This is a genomic window from Cohnella mopanensis (genome assembly GCF_022352055.1).
Taxonomy (GTDB): domain Bacteria; phylum Bacillota; class Bacilli; order Paenibacillales; family Paenibacillaceae; genus Cohnella; species Cohnella mopanensis.
In genome coordinates this window covers 19,707-35,450 of record NZ_JAKRWM010000023.1, presented here as the reverse complement: position 1 = coordinate 35,450, position 15,744 = coordinate 19,707, and the positions used below count along the sequence as shown (strand labels likewise).

Genomic DNA, 15,744 nt, shown 5'->3' with positions numbered 1-15,744 from the left:
TGCGAATCAGGCTTGATCCATCCGAGACTAGACTAGTCTGAAATAAAGTCATGAAATCGCATCAATCAGGTAAAGACATTCCATTTGAGCGGCGGAGGATCGGTGATAATATTAACGAAATCGCTTTCACCAATTCGATCATACTTAAGCATCAGGGGGATGTGTATTTCGATGCCATTACAAGAAGAAACGATCCGGCTCGGCGTATGCTATTATCCGGAACAATGGGAAGAGTCACTATGGGAAGACGACTACCGTCGCATGCGGGAACTTGGCTTCACGGTTATTCGCGTTGCCGAATTTGCCTGGGCGTACATGGAACCGGAAGAAGGCGTATTTCGGTTCGATTTATTTGATAGGGCGCTTGATGCCGCTCACCGCCATGGTCTCCAAGTCATTCTAGGTACGCCAACGGCGACGCCGCCGGCATGGCTGACGCATCGCTATCCTGAAGTTCTGAACGTTAATATGGAGGGTATCCCATACAGACACGGCATGCGGAGGCACTACAATTATAATAGTCAAGTGTATCGGCGGCTTTGCGCCCGGATCACGAGGAACATGGCCGAGCGCTTCAAGGATCATCCGGCGGTCGTCGGCTGGCAGATCGATAATGAGCTAAACTGTGAGATCAACGTCTTCTATTCGGATGCCGACCACGTCGCTTTTCGCGAATGGCTGGAAAACAAGTACGGTTCTTTGGATACTCTCAATCAGGTGTGGGGTACCGTCTTCTGGAGTCAAACGTACACGGCATGGGAACAGGTACATCTGTCGAGGCCGACGCCGACGAATTCGCCGAATCCTCATCAGACGCTGGACGAGAAGCGGTTCATATCCGACAGCGTCATTGGGTTCGCGCGCGTCCAAGCCGATATACTGAGGGAGGTCGTGGGGCAGCAACACTGGATTACGACCAACGGTTTGTTCGGCCATATCGACAATCACCGGTTAACGGAAGAGCTTCTGGATTTCTTCTCCTACGATTCGTATCCGCAGTTCTCTTCGATTAATCCGGATGAAGGCCCCGATCCTTTGCTTGACCGGATGTGGAGCTGGCATCTGAGCGGCGTGCGCTCGATCTCCCCGAACTATGCCATCATGGAGCAGCAATCCGGACCCGGAGGTTGGGTCAACAAGTTCGCCATGCCTGCGCCGAAACCAGGCCAAATGCGGCTATGGACGTACCAGTCGATCGCCCATGGCGCGGACATGCTGCTCTATTTCCGTTGGCGAACGGCGACCTTCGGCACTGAAATCTATTGGCACGGCATCAACGACTATCATAACCAGCCAAACAGAAGAGTCCACGAGGCTGGCCGCATTGGTCAAGAATTGTTGCGGGTCGGCGAAAGGTTGGCGCAAAGCCGCTACGAAGCGGACATCGCCATCGTTAGCGACTACGATAACAGTTGGGACGGCGAGTTCGACGCATGGCATGGCCCTTTAAGCGCGCAAAGCACGAGAGCATGGTTCAAAACACTGCAACGGGAGCACATTGCCGTGGATTCGTTCACGCTGACGAACCGGACGACTCTTGCCAAGCTGCAAGGTTACCGAGTGCTCGTATATCCGCATCCGACGATCTTGACGGAGGCCGTAGCCCTGTTGCTCCGTTCTTACGTCGAGGCGGGAGGCATCGTATTATTCGGAGCGCGGACAGGATACAAGAACGAACATGGACATACCCGGATGATGCCGTTGCCTGGTTTCGCCGCTTCCTTGTGCGGGATTACGGTCGAGGATTTCACGATCATTACGGGGAATGCGTCGGCTCCAGCGTTACGCTGGGTTGAAGATAACGACGAGGATCAACCGTTCGCCGCCACGGCCGACGAATTTAATGATATCTTGCGAGTGGAATCCAATAGCGTGAAAGTGATCGCGAAATATGCTTCCGATTATTACGCCGGCAAACCGGCCTTGACCGTCAACGAGCAGGGCAAAGGTCGCGCGTACTATTACGGCGCCGCTTACAACGAAGCGGTCGTACGCAAGCTATTGCCGGAATTGGGACTGCGGAAGACGGCCGAGGATATCGTACGCGTGCCGGTCGAGGTCGAGCTCGCCGTTCGACGGCATCCAGAGACGGGCGAATCTTTCGTTTTCGCGCTTAACTATTCGGGACAAGCGGTTAACGTACAATTGCAGCGGGGATCGGTCGATGTGCTTACCGGCAATGCCTTAGAGGGAGAGATCGAACTGGAGCCTTATGGCGTACTGGTGCTAGTCTGAGTAACGGTAAAAAGATTCTATCTTTTAGGTAAAGTGCATACATGGTTTATCTCCACGGAAGGATTAAGATAGTTAATGAAAGCGGTTTATTTCACATCATACAGGAGGTCAAAGAAAATGAAGCTTTTCAAAAAAACGGCAATGACGGGTTTGGCAGCAACGCTTTTGTTCACTCTGGCCGCGTGCGGTAGCGGTAATAACAACAATGGGAATTCCGCAAGCGTACAGCCATCGGCAACCGCTGAGAACTCCGCTCCGGCAAGTCCGTCGGATGAAAAAATCAAGATCACGATGTGGTCGCAATTCTCCGATCCGAATTCCAAAGACGGCGGATTTATCGGCTTCTACAAAGCGCTGGAAGCGACGAAAGCCCAGTTTCCTAACGTAGAAATCGAGCATACGGGCATCGGCGGGGAAGCCTATAAAACAAAGATCAAAACGGCTTCCGCGGCGGATGAATTGCCGGACATTTTCTTCTCGTGGGGTGGCGGCTTCGCTCAACCGTTCGTCGCGGGTAACCGCGTCTTGTCCTTGCAAGATTTGGCACAAGACGGCACGATGGATAATCTGGTTCCGGGAACGACCGATAACTTCACGTTCAACGGCAATCTCTACGGCTTGCCGACGAATATCTCAACGGCCAATCTATACGTGAACACGGAATTATTCGCATCGGCGGGTGCGAAAGTTCCGACGACGTGGGAAGAACTGACGGCAGCCATCGATGCGCTGAAAGCCAAGGGCATTACGCCGATCGCGCTAGGCGGCAAAGACCGTTGGCCGGCGATGTTCTGGAATTCCATTCTGGATATTCGGATGGGCGGAACGGCGGCGGTGAACGCGGCTTTGACGAAGACGGGTTCGTTCGATACACCGGAATTCCAAGAGGCCAGCCGGAAATATAAGCAATTGTTTGATACGAAAGCGTTCGGGGCAAATCCGCTCGGCACGTCCTACGACGATTCGATCAATATGTTCCTGACTGGGAAGGCCGCCATGCTGTATATGGGAGCCTGGGTGAACGGTCAGATCGACGCTCCGGATTCGCAAGTGAAAGGCAAGGTCGACGTCGTCAAATTCCCGGAAATTGCGGGAGGTAAAGGTAATGCGGACGAATGGCACGGCGGTTCCGGCGAATCTTTCTTTATTAACGCGAAGGTAGCAAACAAAGAGCGCGTATGGAAAGTCTATAAATTCTTCATGGAAACGATGGCTAAGGAAGTATTCATGGCAGGCTCCGGTTCTTCCGCTTGGAAGGGCGATCTGGGTGACACTTCGAAGGTCGACCCGCTGGCGATCAAGATCGGTCAACTATCCTCCACGGCTACCGGCTTCTCTTACTGGTGGGATCAGATGCTTAACGGCAACGATACGGAATCGATGTTTGCCTCGCTGATGCAGTTCTCCGCGGGCAAAATCACTCCCGAAGAGTTCAACAAAGAGCTTCAATCCAAAATAAACCCCGGCAAATAGAGGGGAGTTCAGATTCGAACGGAAGGGCGGACAGATCGTTTGTCCGCCGTTCGTTTCAAGGAGGGCGAACCATGCAGCAAGTATTCGGCAACAAGAAAGCCATTGCGGTATTCGTGCTTCCTACGTTGATATTGTTCATCGTCGTGGGATTTCTTCCAATTGTTCAATCCGTTTACTACAGCTTGCTGGAATGGGATGGCTTCGGCAAAGGGAAGTTCGTCGGATTCGCGTTATATCAAGATCTCTTTGTCAATGATACCTATGGCATTAAATTCCTGAACTCGGTGTGGAATACGTTTTATTTGGCCATTCTATCGGTTTGCGTGCAACTACCATTTGCTTTCTTCCTCGCGCACGTTCTGGCGAGAGGCATCAAAGGCGAAAAATTTTATCGAACGTTTTTCTTTATTCCGGTCACGATATCTTCGGCCGTCATCGGCCTTTTGTTTCTTTCCGTCTTGAACCCTAACTATGGCGTACTGAATATCGTCTTGGATCAATTAGGTCTCGGCTCATGGAAGCACGATTGGCTGACCGAAGACAAAACGGCCTTATCGAGCATCTTCTTGCCGGCGGTGTGGCAATGGGTCGGCTATTATATGCTTCTCATGTATGCGGCCATCAAAGGCATATCGGAAGATCTGTTCGAAGCCGCCAAGATCGACGGGGCTTCCGGCTGGCGAATGACGTTCTCCATCGTCATTCCATTGATCGCTCCCATCATCAAGGTATGCGTCATCTTCGCCGTCATTGGTTCGCTTAAATTTTTCGACCTGACTTTCATTATGACGAACGGCGCGCCGCAGCCTGCAACCGACGTTCCGAGTACTTTAATGTACAACGCGATCTTCAGAAGAAATATGTACGGTTACGGAAGCGTCATGGCCGTCTTCATGGTACTGGAATGCCTACTCGTATACTTTGCGTTGCAGCGGCTGTTTCGATCGCGTGAAGAGGAGGTGGCGAGATGATCTCCGCCTTAAGAACGAAGTGGAGCAACGTGGTGCTGCAGTTCTTTCTCATCGCTTTCGCAGTCGTACAGCTTTATCCGCTCGTATGGCTTGTGCTGACGTCGTTCAAAACGAACCTTGAAATTACCGGAAGCAACGTGATCGGACTGCCAAGCAAATGGATGTTCGAGAATTACAAATACGTATGGGTCGGCTCCGATCTGGCGAGGAATTTTGCGAACAGCCTCTGGTACACCGCCATTACGGTGGTTGCGTCGGGACTGCTCGCTTCAATGGTATCGTACGCAGTCACGCGCATGAAATGGAAGCTCAGCAAGCTCGTTCTTCTCATCATTATGTCTGGCTTGATGATTCCCGTTCATGCCACTCTGCTGCCTCTGTTCATTATTTTGAGAGATGTCCATTTGCTCAACACACCATGGGCGCTTATCGTTCCGTATACGGTGAATGCGATTCCTACGGCCATGTTTATCTTGGTGGGATTTTTCTCCGCCCTTCCTCGGGAACTGGAAGAGGCCAGCGTCGTGGATGGATGCAGCATTTACCAAGTTTTCTTCAGAATCATGCTGCCGTTGGTCAAGCCCGCCCTAGTCTCCATATCGATCTTTACTTTTCTCTCGGCCTGGAACGAATTGATGTTCGCCAATACGTTCATCAACAAGTCCAGCCTCATGACGATTACCGTGGCCATCAATTCGTTGCGGGGGCTACATACGACGGAATACGGTCCTATCGCCGCGGGCATGGTGATCGCTACCCTTCCGACAATTCTGATGTATATTTTCTTAAGCGATAAAGTCCAGAAGAGTATCGTCGCCGGAGCTATCAAGGGGTAATTCCGTTGTGATAGGATAGGTGAAAGGGCGAAGGAAGAGGCGGGACAACAACATGAGAAAATGGGTTCGCGGATTAACATTCACCAAAATCAGAACGCAGATAATGGCTTATTATATCGTGTTGTTGTCTTTCTCCTTGCTCGTAAGCGGTTTCTTGTACCAACAGTTTAACCGAAGCCTGATCGATAGCAAGATCGCGGAAGTGTCCGAGCAAAGTTTATATGCGATTCAATCCAATATGAATTCCCTCTTCGAGAGCATCTCGAATTATTCCCAGAGGGTCATCGCCAGCAGTACGGTTCAGGAATTACTTCAAGACGATATGACGTACGACAAGTTCGTCTATTCCAATCAGAGAATACAAAAAGAACTCGATTCGATCTTTCTCGCGGAGACCAACGTGGCCTCCGTGAATTTGTTTCGCAACGACGGCTTGTATTACTCTCTCGAATTGCAGAAAGTCGGCCTGAAGAATACCGATATACGAACGTACCCCTGGTACGAAGAAGCGGTGGGCAGAACGGGCGGCCTTCTGTGGCGGATCAATGCGGGCGGGTTACTGAATACCCGCGAGGAAGGCGAGCAGTACCTGAGCTTAATCCGAGTGGTCAACGATCTGAATACAGCCCGACAAATCGGCTTAGTCATCATTAACGTTCCGATATCCAAAATCCACAATCTCAACGATCATTCCTTCGACGGTAAAAAATACGATCTTATGGTGAATAGCCAAGATCTTTCTCTAATCGATTTCTCTAATCCGGGGCTTCGGGAATTTGCCAAGTCTACGGCGTTCGGCTCGCATGCCAACGTCGGTTTTACCCAAACCGTATCCGGCAAAAGATATTTGTTCGACACGATCGAATCGCGCGGATGGCGTTATACGACCGCGCTGTCCATGAGCGACTGGCCGAATCCGTACGGCGCCGTGAACCGGGTGCTGATTCCGATCGCCTTATTCCATTTCGTCTTCCTCTTCTTGGGGTCGACGTGGATCACTCGGTCGATCATCCGTCCGATTCTGAACTTGTTGAAATCGATGCGGAAAGCTGAAGCCGGAGACTATCAGCAAGTCGTACTTCAATCCCGTTCAAGCGAATTCCTGCAGCTTCAAGATCGGTACAACAGCATGATTACTACAATCGAAAGCTCGATGGAGCGGGAGAAGGAGGAGCAGAACCTTCGGCGTAAGCTGGAGCTCGATATACTTCAGCAACAGATCAAGCCGCATTTTCTGTATAACGCGTTGGAGTCCGCCGGTTATTTGGCTTTGGCTGGGAACAAGGAAGAGACGTACGGGTTGATCTCGGCCCTGGGACAATATTATAGGCTCAGCTTGAGCAAAGGCAGCGAGATCGTTACGCTCCGAGAGGAATTCGATATCGCGCGGAATTATTTAAAAATCCAGCATATCCGGTATCCGGGCATGTTTACGGTCGAATACGAGCTTGACGAACGATTGAAAGCTTACCCGATACCGAAGCTAACTCTACAGCCGCTTATCGAGAACGCGCTATACCACGGCATCAGGCCGACGGCGTTATCCGGCATGCTCAATATCTCGGCTAAGCTATCTCACCAAACCGTCGTTCTGACGATCGAGGATGACGGCGTCGGGATCTCGGAAGAGGAGCTGGCGTCCATAAGGGAAGATCAATTGGTTCACAATGCGGCCAGCTTCGGTCTGAGAGGAACCATCACCCGATTTAAGCTTTTTTACGGAGACGACATGTCCTATCAGATTGCCAGTTCGCCCGGAGACGGGACAACGATCATCATTAACCTGCCCTACCTGGAGGATTCCCGATGGATAACAGGAAAATAACGGCAATCGCCGTGGACGACGAGTTAAACATGAGAAAGCTTCTGCAAGTGCTCCTCGATTGGAATTCGCTTGGCTTTGAATTTATCGGAGAAGCGGCCAACGGAAACGAAGCGCTTGATTTAATAGAGGCCGCAAGGCCGGATATCGTCTTCACGGACATCAATATGCCTTATATGGACGGTCTTGAATTAGCCAAGCTGATTAAAGACCGAGATCCGTTCATTAAAGTCGTCATTCTGACGGCGTATCCCGAATTCGAGTACGCGAAGCAAAGCGTCAAGATCGGAGTTCATGATTTTCTATTAAAGCCCGTTCAGACTGACGTTCTGAGGAAGCTTGCCGTTGAATTGAAAGAGAAGATCGAAGGGGAGACGGCGCATTGGAACGAGTATCGTAAAATAAAAACGGAGCTGCTCGAGAATTCGCGCGAACTGAAGGAAAAGTTCCTCTTGAACCTATTGGTGGGCAACTCCAGCCTCGAGCAACTGAATCGCAGATACGAATATTTCTACGGGGCATCGGATCCGCTCTCTTGCTCAGTAGCGGTGATCGACGTAGAAGCGGGCAACGAAGACGCGGATAATAGCATGATCCCAGGATTGGGATGCATGCGGGTCGTGGAGTTCCTCGTTCAGGAGCGCGAAGCGATGGACGTGGTCCTTGACCACGGCGGACGGGTCGTCATCGTGAACCGTGGGGATGCAGCCGATCTGGCGTGCATCGGAGAGCAATCCGTCCGCGCGGTCAGAGAGAAGCTCGGTTATCATGCGACGGTCGGAATCGGAAGCGTTTACTCCTCGCTTATTCGAGTGAAGGACAGTTATAAAGAGGCGTTGGAGGCTCTCCGATACGGTCAGCTATTCGGCGGAGGCCAACTGATCTCGTTCGGAGAGGACATGCGCGTCGTAGATCCTGTCTTGGATCTAAAGCTGAACGAGATCGAAGAGATCGTATTCTTCGTGAAGGCGGGGATCAAGGAACAAGCCGTTCAAGCGATCTACGAACGCTTCCAAACGCAGGCTTCCGCGCGTGGCGAGACGATCGAGCAAGCCTATTCGCTTGGTATCCATTTCGTATCTTCACTGGAACTCGCAATGTCGGAGCTCGGATTTAACCACATACGATCCCAATTGCTCAACGGCGCTTTGTATGTTCAGCTGTTCGGATGCCGCACTTTCAACGAAATTAACCAATTGTTATCCCGCTTGGCCGAAGATGCCGCGGATGACGTGAAGGGGATCCGCAACAAAAGGACGAATCGAATCATTGACGAAGTGATTGCTCACCTTGCCGAAGAATTTGCTAATCCTAAGATTGCTTTAAGCTCCGTCTCGGAACGATTCCACCTCAATGCCAGCTATCTGAGCCGGATATTTAAGGAGGAAACGGGCCAGAGCTTCACCGATTATCTTCTTAAGCTTCGAATGGACGAAGCCCTGAAGCTCCTTAACGGAACGAGCCTGAAAGCCTATCAGATCGCGGAGAAGGTCGGGATTCTAGACCCTTATTATTTCAGTCATCGATTCAAGAAAGCGATTGGGGTTTCCGTTCAGGAGTACAAAAGGAATTCACATAAATAGGTTCGCGCAACGAGACGACGAGACAATCTCCGAGCATTGTCCCCCATCGGGTTCGGATATTATTTTCGATCTTGACGGAGAGAGATGAGATGCCCTTTGCGGCGAGCAAAAATCAGCATAGGGATGGCGATCAACAGACTGATGATTACGGGTATTATCGAAGCTTCAAGGCCAAATTTGCCTCCAGTGAGAAGGGCCGGGCCCGTAACTTCGACCGTGAATAGACCAGGGGAGGGGTGGCCTGAGACGGGAATACCTAAGAGTCCCTCTATTGTATTCCAAAAGAAGTGGAGGCCAATGATAAACCAGACATTGCGCCGCCAAAGAAAGGCTGCACCTAGCAAAACACCAGCTTCAATGATGATAGAGAGGGCTCCCCAGACTGTAGCTCCGGGATTGCCTAGATGGGCGATCCCAAAGAAGAGGGAGGTCAGGGTCAGTGCAATCCAACTTCCGCCCATTTTTTCAATGGCTTGAAAGGCAAGCCCTCGAAAGATCAATTCCTCTACGAAGGCAGCGCCGAGTTGTGTGGTGATAATAGGCCAAACGACAGAGCTGGCATTTTCGGCTGACCACTTGAATGAATACCCATCCAATAAGACGATAAGGGCTGTTGAAACGATGATAAAGATAAGGCCGACGACAGCGCCCCAAATAAATTCCGATACCGCATGCCGTTGGAACAGAAGTTCTGGAACCGGACGCCGCGCAAGAAACTTCATTGTAAGCCAATAAATACCGATTAAAATGGAGCTTCCGACAAGTGTCAGTATGATGGACCCTAGTGCATTTAAATCTTTGGATAACAGGCTGAATGTCACATTGGCGAGGATGATCCCAAGCGCTCCCACGAGCATCCAGATGAGGGGGAATCGAAAGAATGCAACAAATTTAGACTTTCCCTTACTGTTAAGTACCTCATTGCCGGTTGTATTCGTCTCTCTCATTATGAGTTATCGCTCCTTTTCCTTTGACAGGATATCTAGGATCTCTATGTGTATCCCGATATTGCGAAGGATACAAATCAAACTATACGTTAAAAAAGTCACACGTCAGTAGTCCCGTTTAGTCATATCGTGGTCATATGACTTTAGCAAAATAAAAGCCGACACCCGTTACGGTGTCGGCTTTATGGCGCGTTCCTTAAGAATCTAAGATCCCTGTTTCCCTAGCCTTATAGGTAGCTTCTCTTCTTCCTTTTACATTCAATTTCGAATAAATATTGGAGATGTAATTTTTAACCGTACCTTCACTAAGATATAATGCCTTAGCGATATCCTGATTGCGCAGACCTAACGCCAGCTTGTGAAGAACTTCGACTTCGCGGGTGCTAAGACCGAATTCATTGTTTTTCTCAAGCAATTCGGGCCCAAGGGCCCTTGTATCCATAGTCGGTGAAACACCGTTTTTCAGCATGCTTTTAATCATTTTGTCTGCCATTTCTGGCGAAATGAGTGTGCCTCCAGTGTGAACCACCCGTATGCCGGCTATAAGGTTTTTGGGATGGATGGCTTTGAGCAGGTAGCCTTCAGCTCCATGGCTTAACGCTGCCAGAACATACTCAACTTCTTTGTACGAAGTTAGAATAATTATTTTCGTTAACGGGAATCGAAGTTTGATCTTCTCGGTAGCAACAACGCCATCCATAATAGGCATATTTATATCCATGAGGATGATATCCGGTTGGGATTTTTCACAATGGTTAATAGCTTCTTCACCATTCTTAGCCAATCCCACGACCTCGATATCGTCTTCCATCTCTAGCACTATATTTAGACTTTCAAGGATCAATTCCTGATCATCAACTATGAGCACTTTAATTTTCGGCATACAGCTTATCTCCCTTCAGTGGTATTTCGCATCTGACTTCAGCGCCAGTGACCGCTAAGGCGGAGATTAAAAAGGTACCTCCAAGCATCTCAATCCGATTCTTCATTGTTGTCAGGCCGAACCCATACTCTATCTTATCCAAGGGTATTCCATTATTCTGAATGGAAACTCGCAAAGTTGATGGAGAAAAGTGGAGACTGAGCTCAATTTCCGTTGCCTTTCCATGCTTTAGTGCATTCGTAAAAGACTCTTGTATCACCCGAATGATCGATTGCCGCACATCGAAAGGAATGGTCCGTTCTGTTCCCTTCAGCGTGAGACGAATGGCCGTTCCGGTATATTCCCGAAAGTTGTTGATGAGTCTCTCGGCGTGGTTCACTAAACTTATATTCTCTTCCTCCCCCATCTTGTGCACGATGTCCCTCATTTCATCCAAGTTCTGTTCCGTCAGTTCTCTTATACTAATCAATTTCTCCTTGGCTAGATTTGGTCTTTTGTCTAGAAGAGCAATAGCAGCATCGAGACTCATAATAAGGGAAATAAAAGAGTGTCCTAACGTATCATGCATCTCCTTAGACATACGACTTCGTTCCTCCAGCAGAGTCATCCTTTCGATCTCGGCAGCATACTGGGTTAACAATTTATTTTGTTCATCAATTTCTTTAGCTAATTTATTTTTCTCATGATAGGCTTTGGCAATGAAGTTGACCCAAATCCCGATAAAAGAGAAAAGAAAGTTATCTGAGCTTGAACCGAGCGCCAGGTCCCATGTCACTTTTCCGAATAACATGCTGGTAAAGGGTAGTAATAATAGTATCGGCATAGTCCAGGCTGTCTTTCTAGTCAATAAGTAACCAATTGTAAGGCTCGGAATGAGATAATCGACACTCCCCAACTGAACCGCCTGCATGAACGATTTAAAATAATAAGATCCTCCTAGCAATAGTTCAAGTAAGATGAACCATTCCTTGTTCATCCTTAGCTGTGGAAACCAGAATAAACTTGGAATAATAAAGGCCGCTAAGAGCCAAACGATGTTCAAGAGCAATTGAGGCGAATATTCATTCCCCATTAAAATGTGAAATAACAGCAAAATATAATAATAGGATCGGAGCCCAAATATCCCCCAATCCATCATATAAAAAACTCTTTTCATAGGTATCCTTCCTTACTCAAGCTTACTCACGATTTCCTTTATTATACAATAAATTCGAAGCTCACCGAAGGAAGATATTTTATGTGCAAAGTGCACATATCTTCAATGGAAGAAGGTTGCTAATAATGAAAGCAGCAATCGTAGTCGGCAAATCGATAAGCATCTAAATAAAAAGCGAACCCCCTTCTAATGCTAGTGAACAAAAGGGGGTTCGCTCCTCATTAGAAATGATTAGCAACTTCCTTAGCATATGCAATTGCTTTTTCTTTTACAGACAGAGCCTGATCTGATAAAGCGGTTCCTTCCACAAAAATTGCCTCTATCGATTCAACCCCATAGAACTTGAGAATCTTATTCAAATAGCTGTATCCCATCTCAAGTTGGGCAAGCGGACCTTCCGAATAAACGGAACCGCTAGCTTGAATGTGCAAGGCTTTCTTGTCTGGTAATAGGCCCACAGGGCCTTCTTTGGTATATTTGAACGTCTTCCCCGGAATTGATGTAGCATCCGTGTATGCTTTCAACACCGGCGGGATCGAGAAATTCCACATTGGAGATACATATACATACTTATCGGCGGTTACGAATTGATCAACAATCCTCCTAAGACGATCTACTTTTGATTTCTCAGTATCAGATAATTGATCGAACGATGAACCAGACCGAAGCTTTTCCCAACCGCGTAGAACATCAGCATCGAATGGCGGAATATTCTCTTTGTACAGATCCAAATGAACAACTTCATCTGCCGGATTTGCTTCGCAGTATGCTTCAATAAATGCTTTGCCTACCGCGAGGCTATAGGATGCTTGATGATCAAGGGGATGCGCGGTGATGTACAGTACAGTTGCCATTAATCAATCTTCCCTTCTGTAATCAGATTCAATTACACTTCCTAAGGTGATCATAAAATACACACTTACTTTTGTTAAGTAGGCACAATAATGTGCTATAGTATTAAAAAAGGTACTTTAAGGGAGATTGCGGTATGCAGAAGAACCCTGGCCAATGTCAGTTCGTTGTGGCAATGGATTCGATAGTCGGCAAATGGAAACCGACTATCCTCTATCATCTGCTTCAAGGTAAACCTTTGCGGTTCAATGATCTGCGAAGATTGCTACCCGATATTACTCAAAGGATGCTCACACTCTGTCTGCGTGAATTGGAGGAGGAAGAGATCGTTAAGCGAGTCGTTTATCCGCAAATTCCGCCGAAGGTGGAATATTCCATCACGGAATACGGCGAGAGCTTGTCTCCGATTTTGGAGTTCTTACATCAGTGGGGAGTGGCCCATGTTGAGCGAAAGCGGCTCAAAAAGGCGAAAAGTGAACAAACAGAAACGGACTAGCATTGTAGCCTTTGATGAGTCTTTCTTAGGGTGAATCTAGAACTGTCCATGATTTATATTGTTTGAGACATCAAGTGACAATAGTAAATTTATTGTCCAATAGAGGGGCTTTTCCGCACAAAGGAAAAGCCCTCTTCGCTGTTTGTTCAGCAGAAGGGGCTACGCGTAATCGGAGACAAGTAGAAGCCGGTAATGTATTGGCCATCGGATGCTAAAGAATCGAGCCACTATGTTATCGCTGAGTAGATATCAATTCATGAAACATCTTATCTAATAATAATATTTCCGCTTTTTGGCTGATGGCATGGTTCCCAAGCTTCACATCAATGATAAAGTCATGGCTCAGCATCTGACGATAACGGGAAATAATATCGTTCTCAGGCAATTCTCCCATTGCCTTCGTTTCTGGTGGGATTACCGGAATTCCGGCTTGCTCTACCAGGTGAATGTTCTGTTTAATATCTGCGGCAATCTTGCTTAGAATCTTTACACTTCTTGCTGTCTCAATATCCACCATTCCGTCATTCGTGTAGAAATGCTTGTTGACGATAGCCAACGCAATATGCGAAATATGGAATGCCAGAATGTCTTTTTGGATTTCATATTGCAAATTGACCGATTCGAATAGTTGGGCAAGCTCTTTCACTCTTTCAGTCGTTCGTCCATTTATTTCGCCAAAAATGGTCCCTTGATGTTTTTCGGAACCAAATTGGGCGTATAGAACATCCTCTTTGATGTCTCCGCCCGCACCCGGGAATCCTGGGAGTAGCCGGTCTCCCACGATTTCAAGCCAACTGTCATATCCTATGGTGTTGGTCAAGGTGACAATGGTTTTGCTCTTATTGTTCTTGATCGCAGTCAGGGAAGATTCGGCCTGATCATATCGTACGGGAACAAAGATAAAATCATAAATGTCGTCGTTCTCAAGCTTGTCAATCGTCTTGACCGATATTTGCTTAATCGTTCCATTGTCGTTGTATGACAGTCCGTTCCTTTTAAGTGCCTCCAGCCTCTTTCCTCGTGCCAGTAAGGTTACGTCAAGTCCGTATTGTGCAAATCGGAGTGCGTATACACTGCCAACCACGCCGGCGCCAAATATCAGAAGTCGATAGGGCTTGGTGTTCAATAGAATCCTTCCTTTCATATAAATGGTCACAAATTGCTTAAACAACACCTGTTAGATAAGATGATAATGCTGCATGCTTGTGATCTCAACCGGCAGAGTTAGTTAAAAGTTGCTTAGGCAACACATTGTCATAATTGATGTTTATCAAGGAGATATTGAAATGGTAAATCAGGAAGACCCGAGGGTGTTGCGCACACGACAGTTAATTAAAGCAGCGTTCAGGGATTTGTTGCGGAGAAAAGGATTCGATGCCATCACCATCAAGGATATCGCGCAGAAAGCAACCATTAACCGAGCCACTTTTTATGCCCATTTTGAAGATAAATATGCTTTGCTTGACGAAGTCACCGAACAGGCGTTCCATGAGATGATTCCGGAACAAGTGGCGAATGCACGGGAGTTTACGGATGAAATATGTGACCAGCTGATCTTGCAGACGCACCGATACATCCTGGATTTTTATCAGACCTGCAGAATGGATTCCAAGTCGATGGCTACGCTTGTCGATGAGAAAATAAAGAAAATGCTGCTTCACACCATAGAAAGCATTTTTCTAAAAGGAGCTACGCATCTTGGCGTGAACAGGCATTCTATTAAAGTCATGGCGGCCATGACAGGTTCGGCGATCTATGGCGCTGCGCAGTGTTGGTTAAATGTCGAAGAAATAGATCGAACCGATGGACTTGTAGACATCGTTCGTCCTTATGTCATGAACGGTCTGGGGTTGTATCGCGATGGCGATAAATAAGGACCGAAATGTGGATAGCAGTTTATGTAGTTTAATACAGAGCGCGCTAGGAGAATGCCGTCGCTCTGTATTTTTAATACTCGAGGTCAACACGGAGTCAACATAAATCCCCAATAGATACTTACAGATTACAAATTAGGCTTTTGCAGGCAGGTGTTAGGTGCGCGTCATAACGGCCAACCCGCTAAACGATATCGGCCCAACAATATCGGCTCTTGTATTTGCAGCGCGATTTTCTGCGGTGACTGTGTAAACATGGGTGCCCGATCTTACATTTCTATCTTCGGCCTGGAATGTAATGACATAATTTTGTTCAGAACCGACAGATTCGATACCTTGCAGTGTGTTGAAAATCTCTTTTCCATCGCGGAAAATTCTAAAGAGAATTTGCGCAACGCCAGTGACGCCTCGAACTCCCACGCTTGCTACCAAATCTACCCGGTTAGGTTGGGCATTCACCGGAATTCGCAGAGTGATTGTTGCAAGCAAAGATCTTGCCGGTGAACGTCGGATGCTAAAAGAAGTTGCTAGGTTGAATCTGCTTCTCGGCTGAACGGCTGCTTTATCGAGAATACGTGCCATAATATCACCTCCTTTTGTCAGATATCATTAAGAT

General features: G+C 47.9%; 14 protein-coding genes. 8 read left to right on the top strand and 6 right to left on the bottom strand.

What is annotated here, in order from left to right:
* The first annotated feature begins 171 nt into the window (after positions 1-171).
* From L3D05_RS23950 to L3D05_RS23925, 6 genes are all read left to right on the top strand, one after another.
* Positions 172-2,235, top strand: a complete 2,064-nt coding sequence (locus tag L3D05_RS23950; RefSeq protein ID WP_239618908.1) for a beta-galactosidase — start codon at positions 172-174, stop codon at positions 2,233-2,235.
* A gap of 117 nt (positions 2,236-2,352) precedes the next feature.
* Positions 2,353-3,708 (top strand): extracellular solute-binding protein, encoded by a 1,356-nt coding sequence (locus L3D05_RS23945; RefSeq protein ID WP_239618907.1) that lies wholly within the window; start codon positions 2,353-2,355, stop codon positions 3,706-3,708.
* 71 nt (positions 3,709-3,779) lie between these two features.
* Positions 3,780-4,679, top strand: coding sequence for a carbohydrate ABC transporter permease (locus L3D05_RS23940; RefSeq protein ID WP_239618906.1), 900 nt, complete (start codon positions 3,780-3,782; stop codon positions 4,677-4,679).
* A complete protein-coding gene (locus L3D05_RS23935; protein ID WP_239618905.1) occupies positions 4,676-5,515 on the top strand; it encodes a carbohydrate ABC transporter permease in 840 nt (279 codons plus the stop codon). The genes L3D05_RS23940 and L3D05_RS23935 overlap by 4 nt, the downstream gene beginning before the upstream one ends.
* Before the next feature lie 52 nt (positions 5,516-5,567).
* Positions 5,568-7,340, top strand: a complete 1,773-nt coding sequence (locus L3D05_RS23930) for a cache domain-containing sensor histidine kinase (protein ID WP_239618904.1) — start codon at positions 5,568-5,570, stop codon at positions 7,338-7,340.
* Positions 7,322-8,920: a response regulator gene (locus L3D05_RS23925; RefSeq protein ID WP_239618903.1), complete on the top strand. Its 1,599-nt coding sequence runs from the start codon at positions 7,322-7,324 to the stop codon at positions 8,918-8,920. Before L3D05_RS23930 ends, L3D05_RS23925 begins: the two co-directional genes overlap by 19 nt.
* Positions 8,921-8,979: 59 nt before the next feature.
* On the opposite strand, the gene L3D05_RS23920 is transcribed toward L3D05_RS23925, so the two are convergent.
* From L3D05_RS23920 to L3D05_RS23905, 4 genes are all read right to left on the bottom strand, one after another.
* A complete protein-coding gene (locus L3D05_RS23920) occupies positions 8,980-9,867 on the bottom strand; it encodes a CPBP family intramembrane glutamic endopeptidase (protein WP_239618902.1) in 888 nt (295 codons plus the stop codon).
* A 196-nt stretch (positions 9,868-10,063) separates the two neighbouring features.
* Entirely contained in the window at positions 10,064-10,750 is a 687-nt protein-coding gene (locus L3D05_RS23915; protein ID WP_239618901.1) for a response regulator, read from the bottom strand.
* Complete coding sequence (locus L3D05_RS23910; RefSeq protein ID WP_239618900.1) at positions 10,737-11,906, bottom strand: sensor histidine kinase; 1,170 nt, start codon at positions 11,904-11,906, stop codon at positions 10,737-10,739. The genes L3D05_RS23915 and L3D05_RS23910 overlap by 14 nt, the downstream gene beginning before the upstream one ends.
* 221 nt (positions 11,907-12,127) lie before the next feature.
* On the bottom strand, positions 12,128-12,760 hold the full coding sequence (locus tag L3D05_RS23905) for an FMN-dependent NADH-azoreductase (RefSeq protein WP_239618899.1): 633 nt from the start codon (positions 12,758-12,760) through the stop codon (positions 12,128-12,130).
* A gap of 134 nt (positions 12,761-12,894) precedes the next feature.
* Here L3D05_RS23905 and L3D05_RS23900 point away from each other — a divergent pair, with 134 nt between their 5' ends.
* The gene (locus L3D05_RS23900) at positions 12,895-13,254 is read left to right on the top strand and encodes a winged helix-turn-helix transcriptional regulator (RefSeq protein ID WP_239618898.1); all 360 of its coding nucleotides are present in this window, start codon (positions 12,895-12,897) and stop codon (positions 13,252-13,254) included.
* A 232-nt stretch (positions 13,255-13,486) separates the two neighbouring features.
* Here L3D05_RS23900 and L3D05_RS23895 read toward each other — a convergent pair whose 3' ends face one another.
* Complete coding sequence (locus L3D05_RS23895) at positions 13,487-14,380, bottom strand: ketopantoate reductase family protein (RefSeq protein ID WP_239618897.1); 894 nt, start codon at positions 14,378-14,380, stop codon at positions 13,487-13,489.
* 160 nt (positions 14,381-14,540) lie between these two features.
* Between L3D05_RS23895 and L3D05_RS23890 the strand changes: the two genes are divergently transcribed.
* Positions 14,541-15,128, top strand: coding sequence for a TetR/AcrR family transcriptional regulator (locus L3D05_RS23890; RefSeq protein ID WP_239618896.1), 588 nt, complete (start codon positions 14,541-14,543; stop codon positions 15,126-15,128).
* Positions 15,129-15,284: 156 nt separating this feature from the next.
* Here L3D05_RS23890 and L3D05_RS23885 read toward each other — a convergent pair whose 3' ends face one another.
* Entirely contained in the window at positions 15,285-15,710 is a 426-nt protein-coding gene (locus tag L3D05_RS23885; protein WP_239618895.1) for an exosporium protein C, read from the bottom strand.
* Positions 15,711-15,744: the final 34 nt, after the last annotated feature.

Coding starts and splice junctions, on each gene's coding strand:
- L3D05_RS23890 (WP_239618896.1), top strand. CDS start 14,541: ATGGTAAATCAGGAAGACCCGAGGGTGTTGCGCACACGACAGTTAATT.
- L3D05_RS23945 (WP_239618907.1), top strand. CDS start 2,353: ATGAAGCTTTTCAAAAAAACGGCAATGACGGGTTTGGCAGCAACGCTT.
- L3D05_RS23905 (WP_239618899.1), bottom strand. CDS start 12,760: ATGGCAACTGTACTGTACATCACCGCGCATCCCCTTGATCATCAAGCA.
- L3D05_RS23915 (WP_239618901.1), bottom strand. CDS start 10,750: ATGCCGAAAATTAAAGTGCTCATAGTTGATGATCAGGAATTGATCCTT.
- L3D05_RS23920 (WP_239618902.1), bottom strand. CDS start 9,867: ATGAGAGAGACGAATACAACCGGCAATGAGGTACTTAACAGTAAGGGA.
- L3D05_RS23930 (WP_239618904.1), top strand. CDS start 5,568: ATGAGAAAATGGGTTCGCGGATTAACATTCACCAAAATCAGAACGCAG.
- L3D05_RS23925 (WP_239618903.1), top strand. CDS start 7,322: ATGGATAACAGGAAAATAACGGCAATCGCCGTGGACGACGAGTTAAAC.
- L3D05_RS23885 (WP_239618895.1), bottom strand. CDS start 15,710: ATGGCACGTATTCTCGATAAAGCAGCCGTTCAGCCGAGAAGCAGATTC.
- L3D05_RS23950 (WP_239618908.1), top strand. CDS start 172: ATGCCATTACAAGAAGAAACGATCCGGCTCGGCGTATGCTATTATCCG.
- L3D05_RS23940 (WP_239618906.1), top strand. CDS start 3,780: ATGCAGCAAGTATTCGGCAACAAGAAAGCCATTGCGGTATTCGTGCTT.
- L3D05_RS23900 (WP_239618898.1), top strand. CDS start 12,895: ATGCAGAAGAACCCTGGCCAATGTCAGTTCGTTGTGGCAATGGATTCG.
- L3D05_RS23935 (WP_239618905.1), top strand. CDS start 4,676: ATGATCTCCGCCTTAAGAACGAAGTGGAGCAACGTGGTGCTGCAGTTC.
- L3D05_RS23910 (WP_239618900.1), bottom strand. CDS start 11,906: ATGAAAAGAGTTTTTTATATGATGGATTGGGGGATATTTGGGCTCCGA.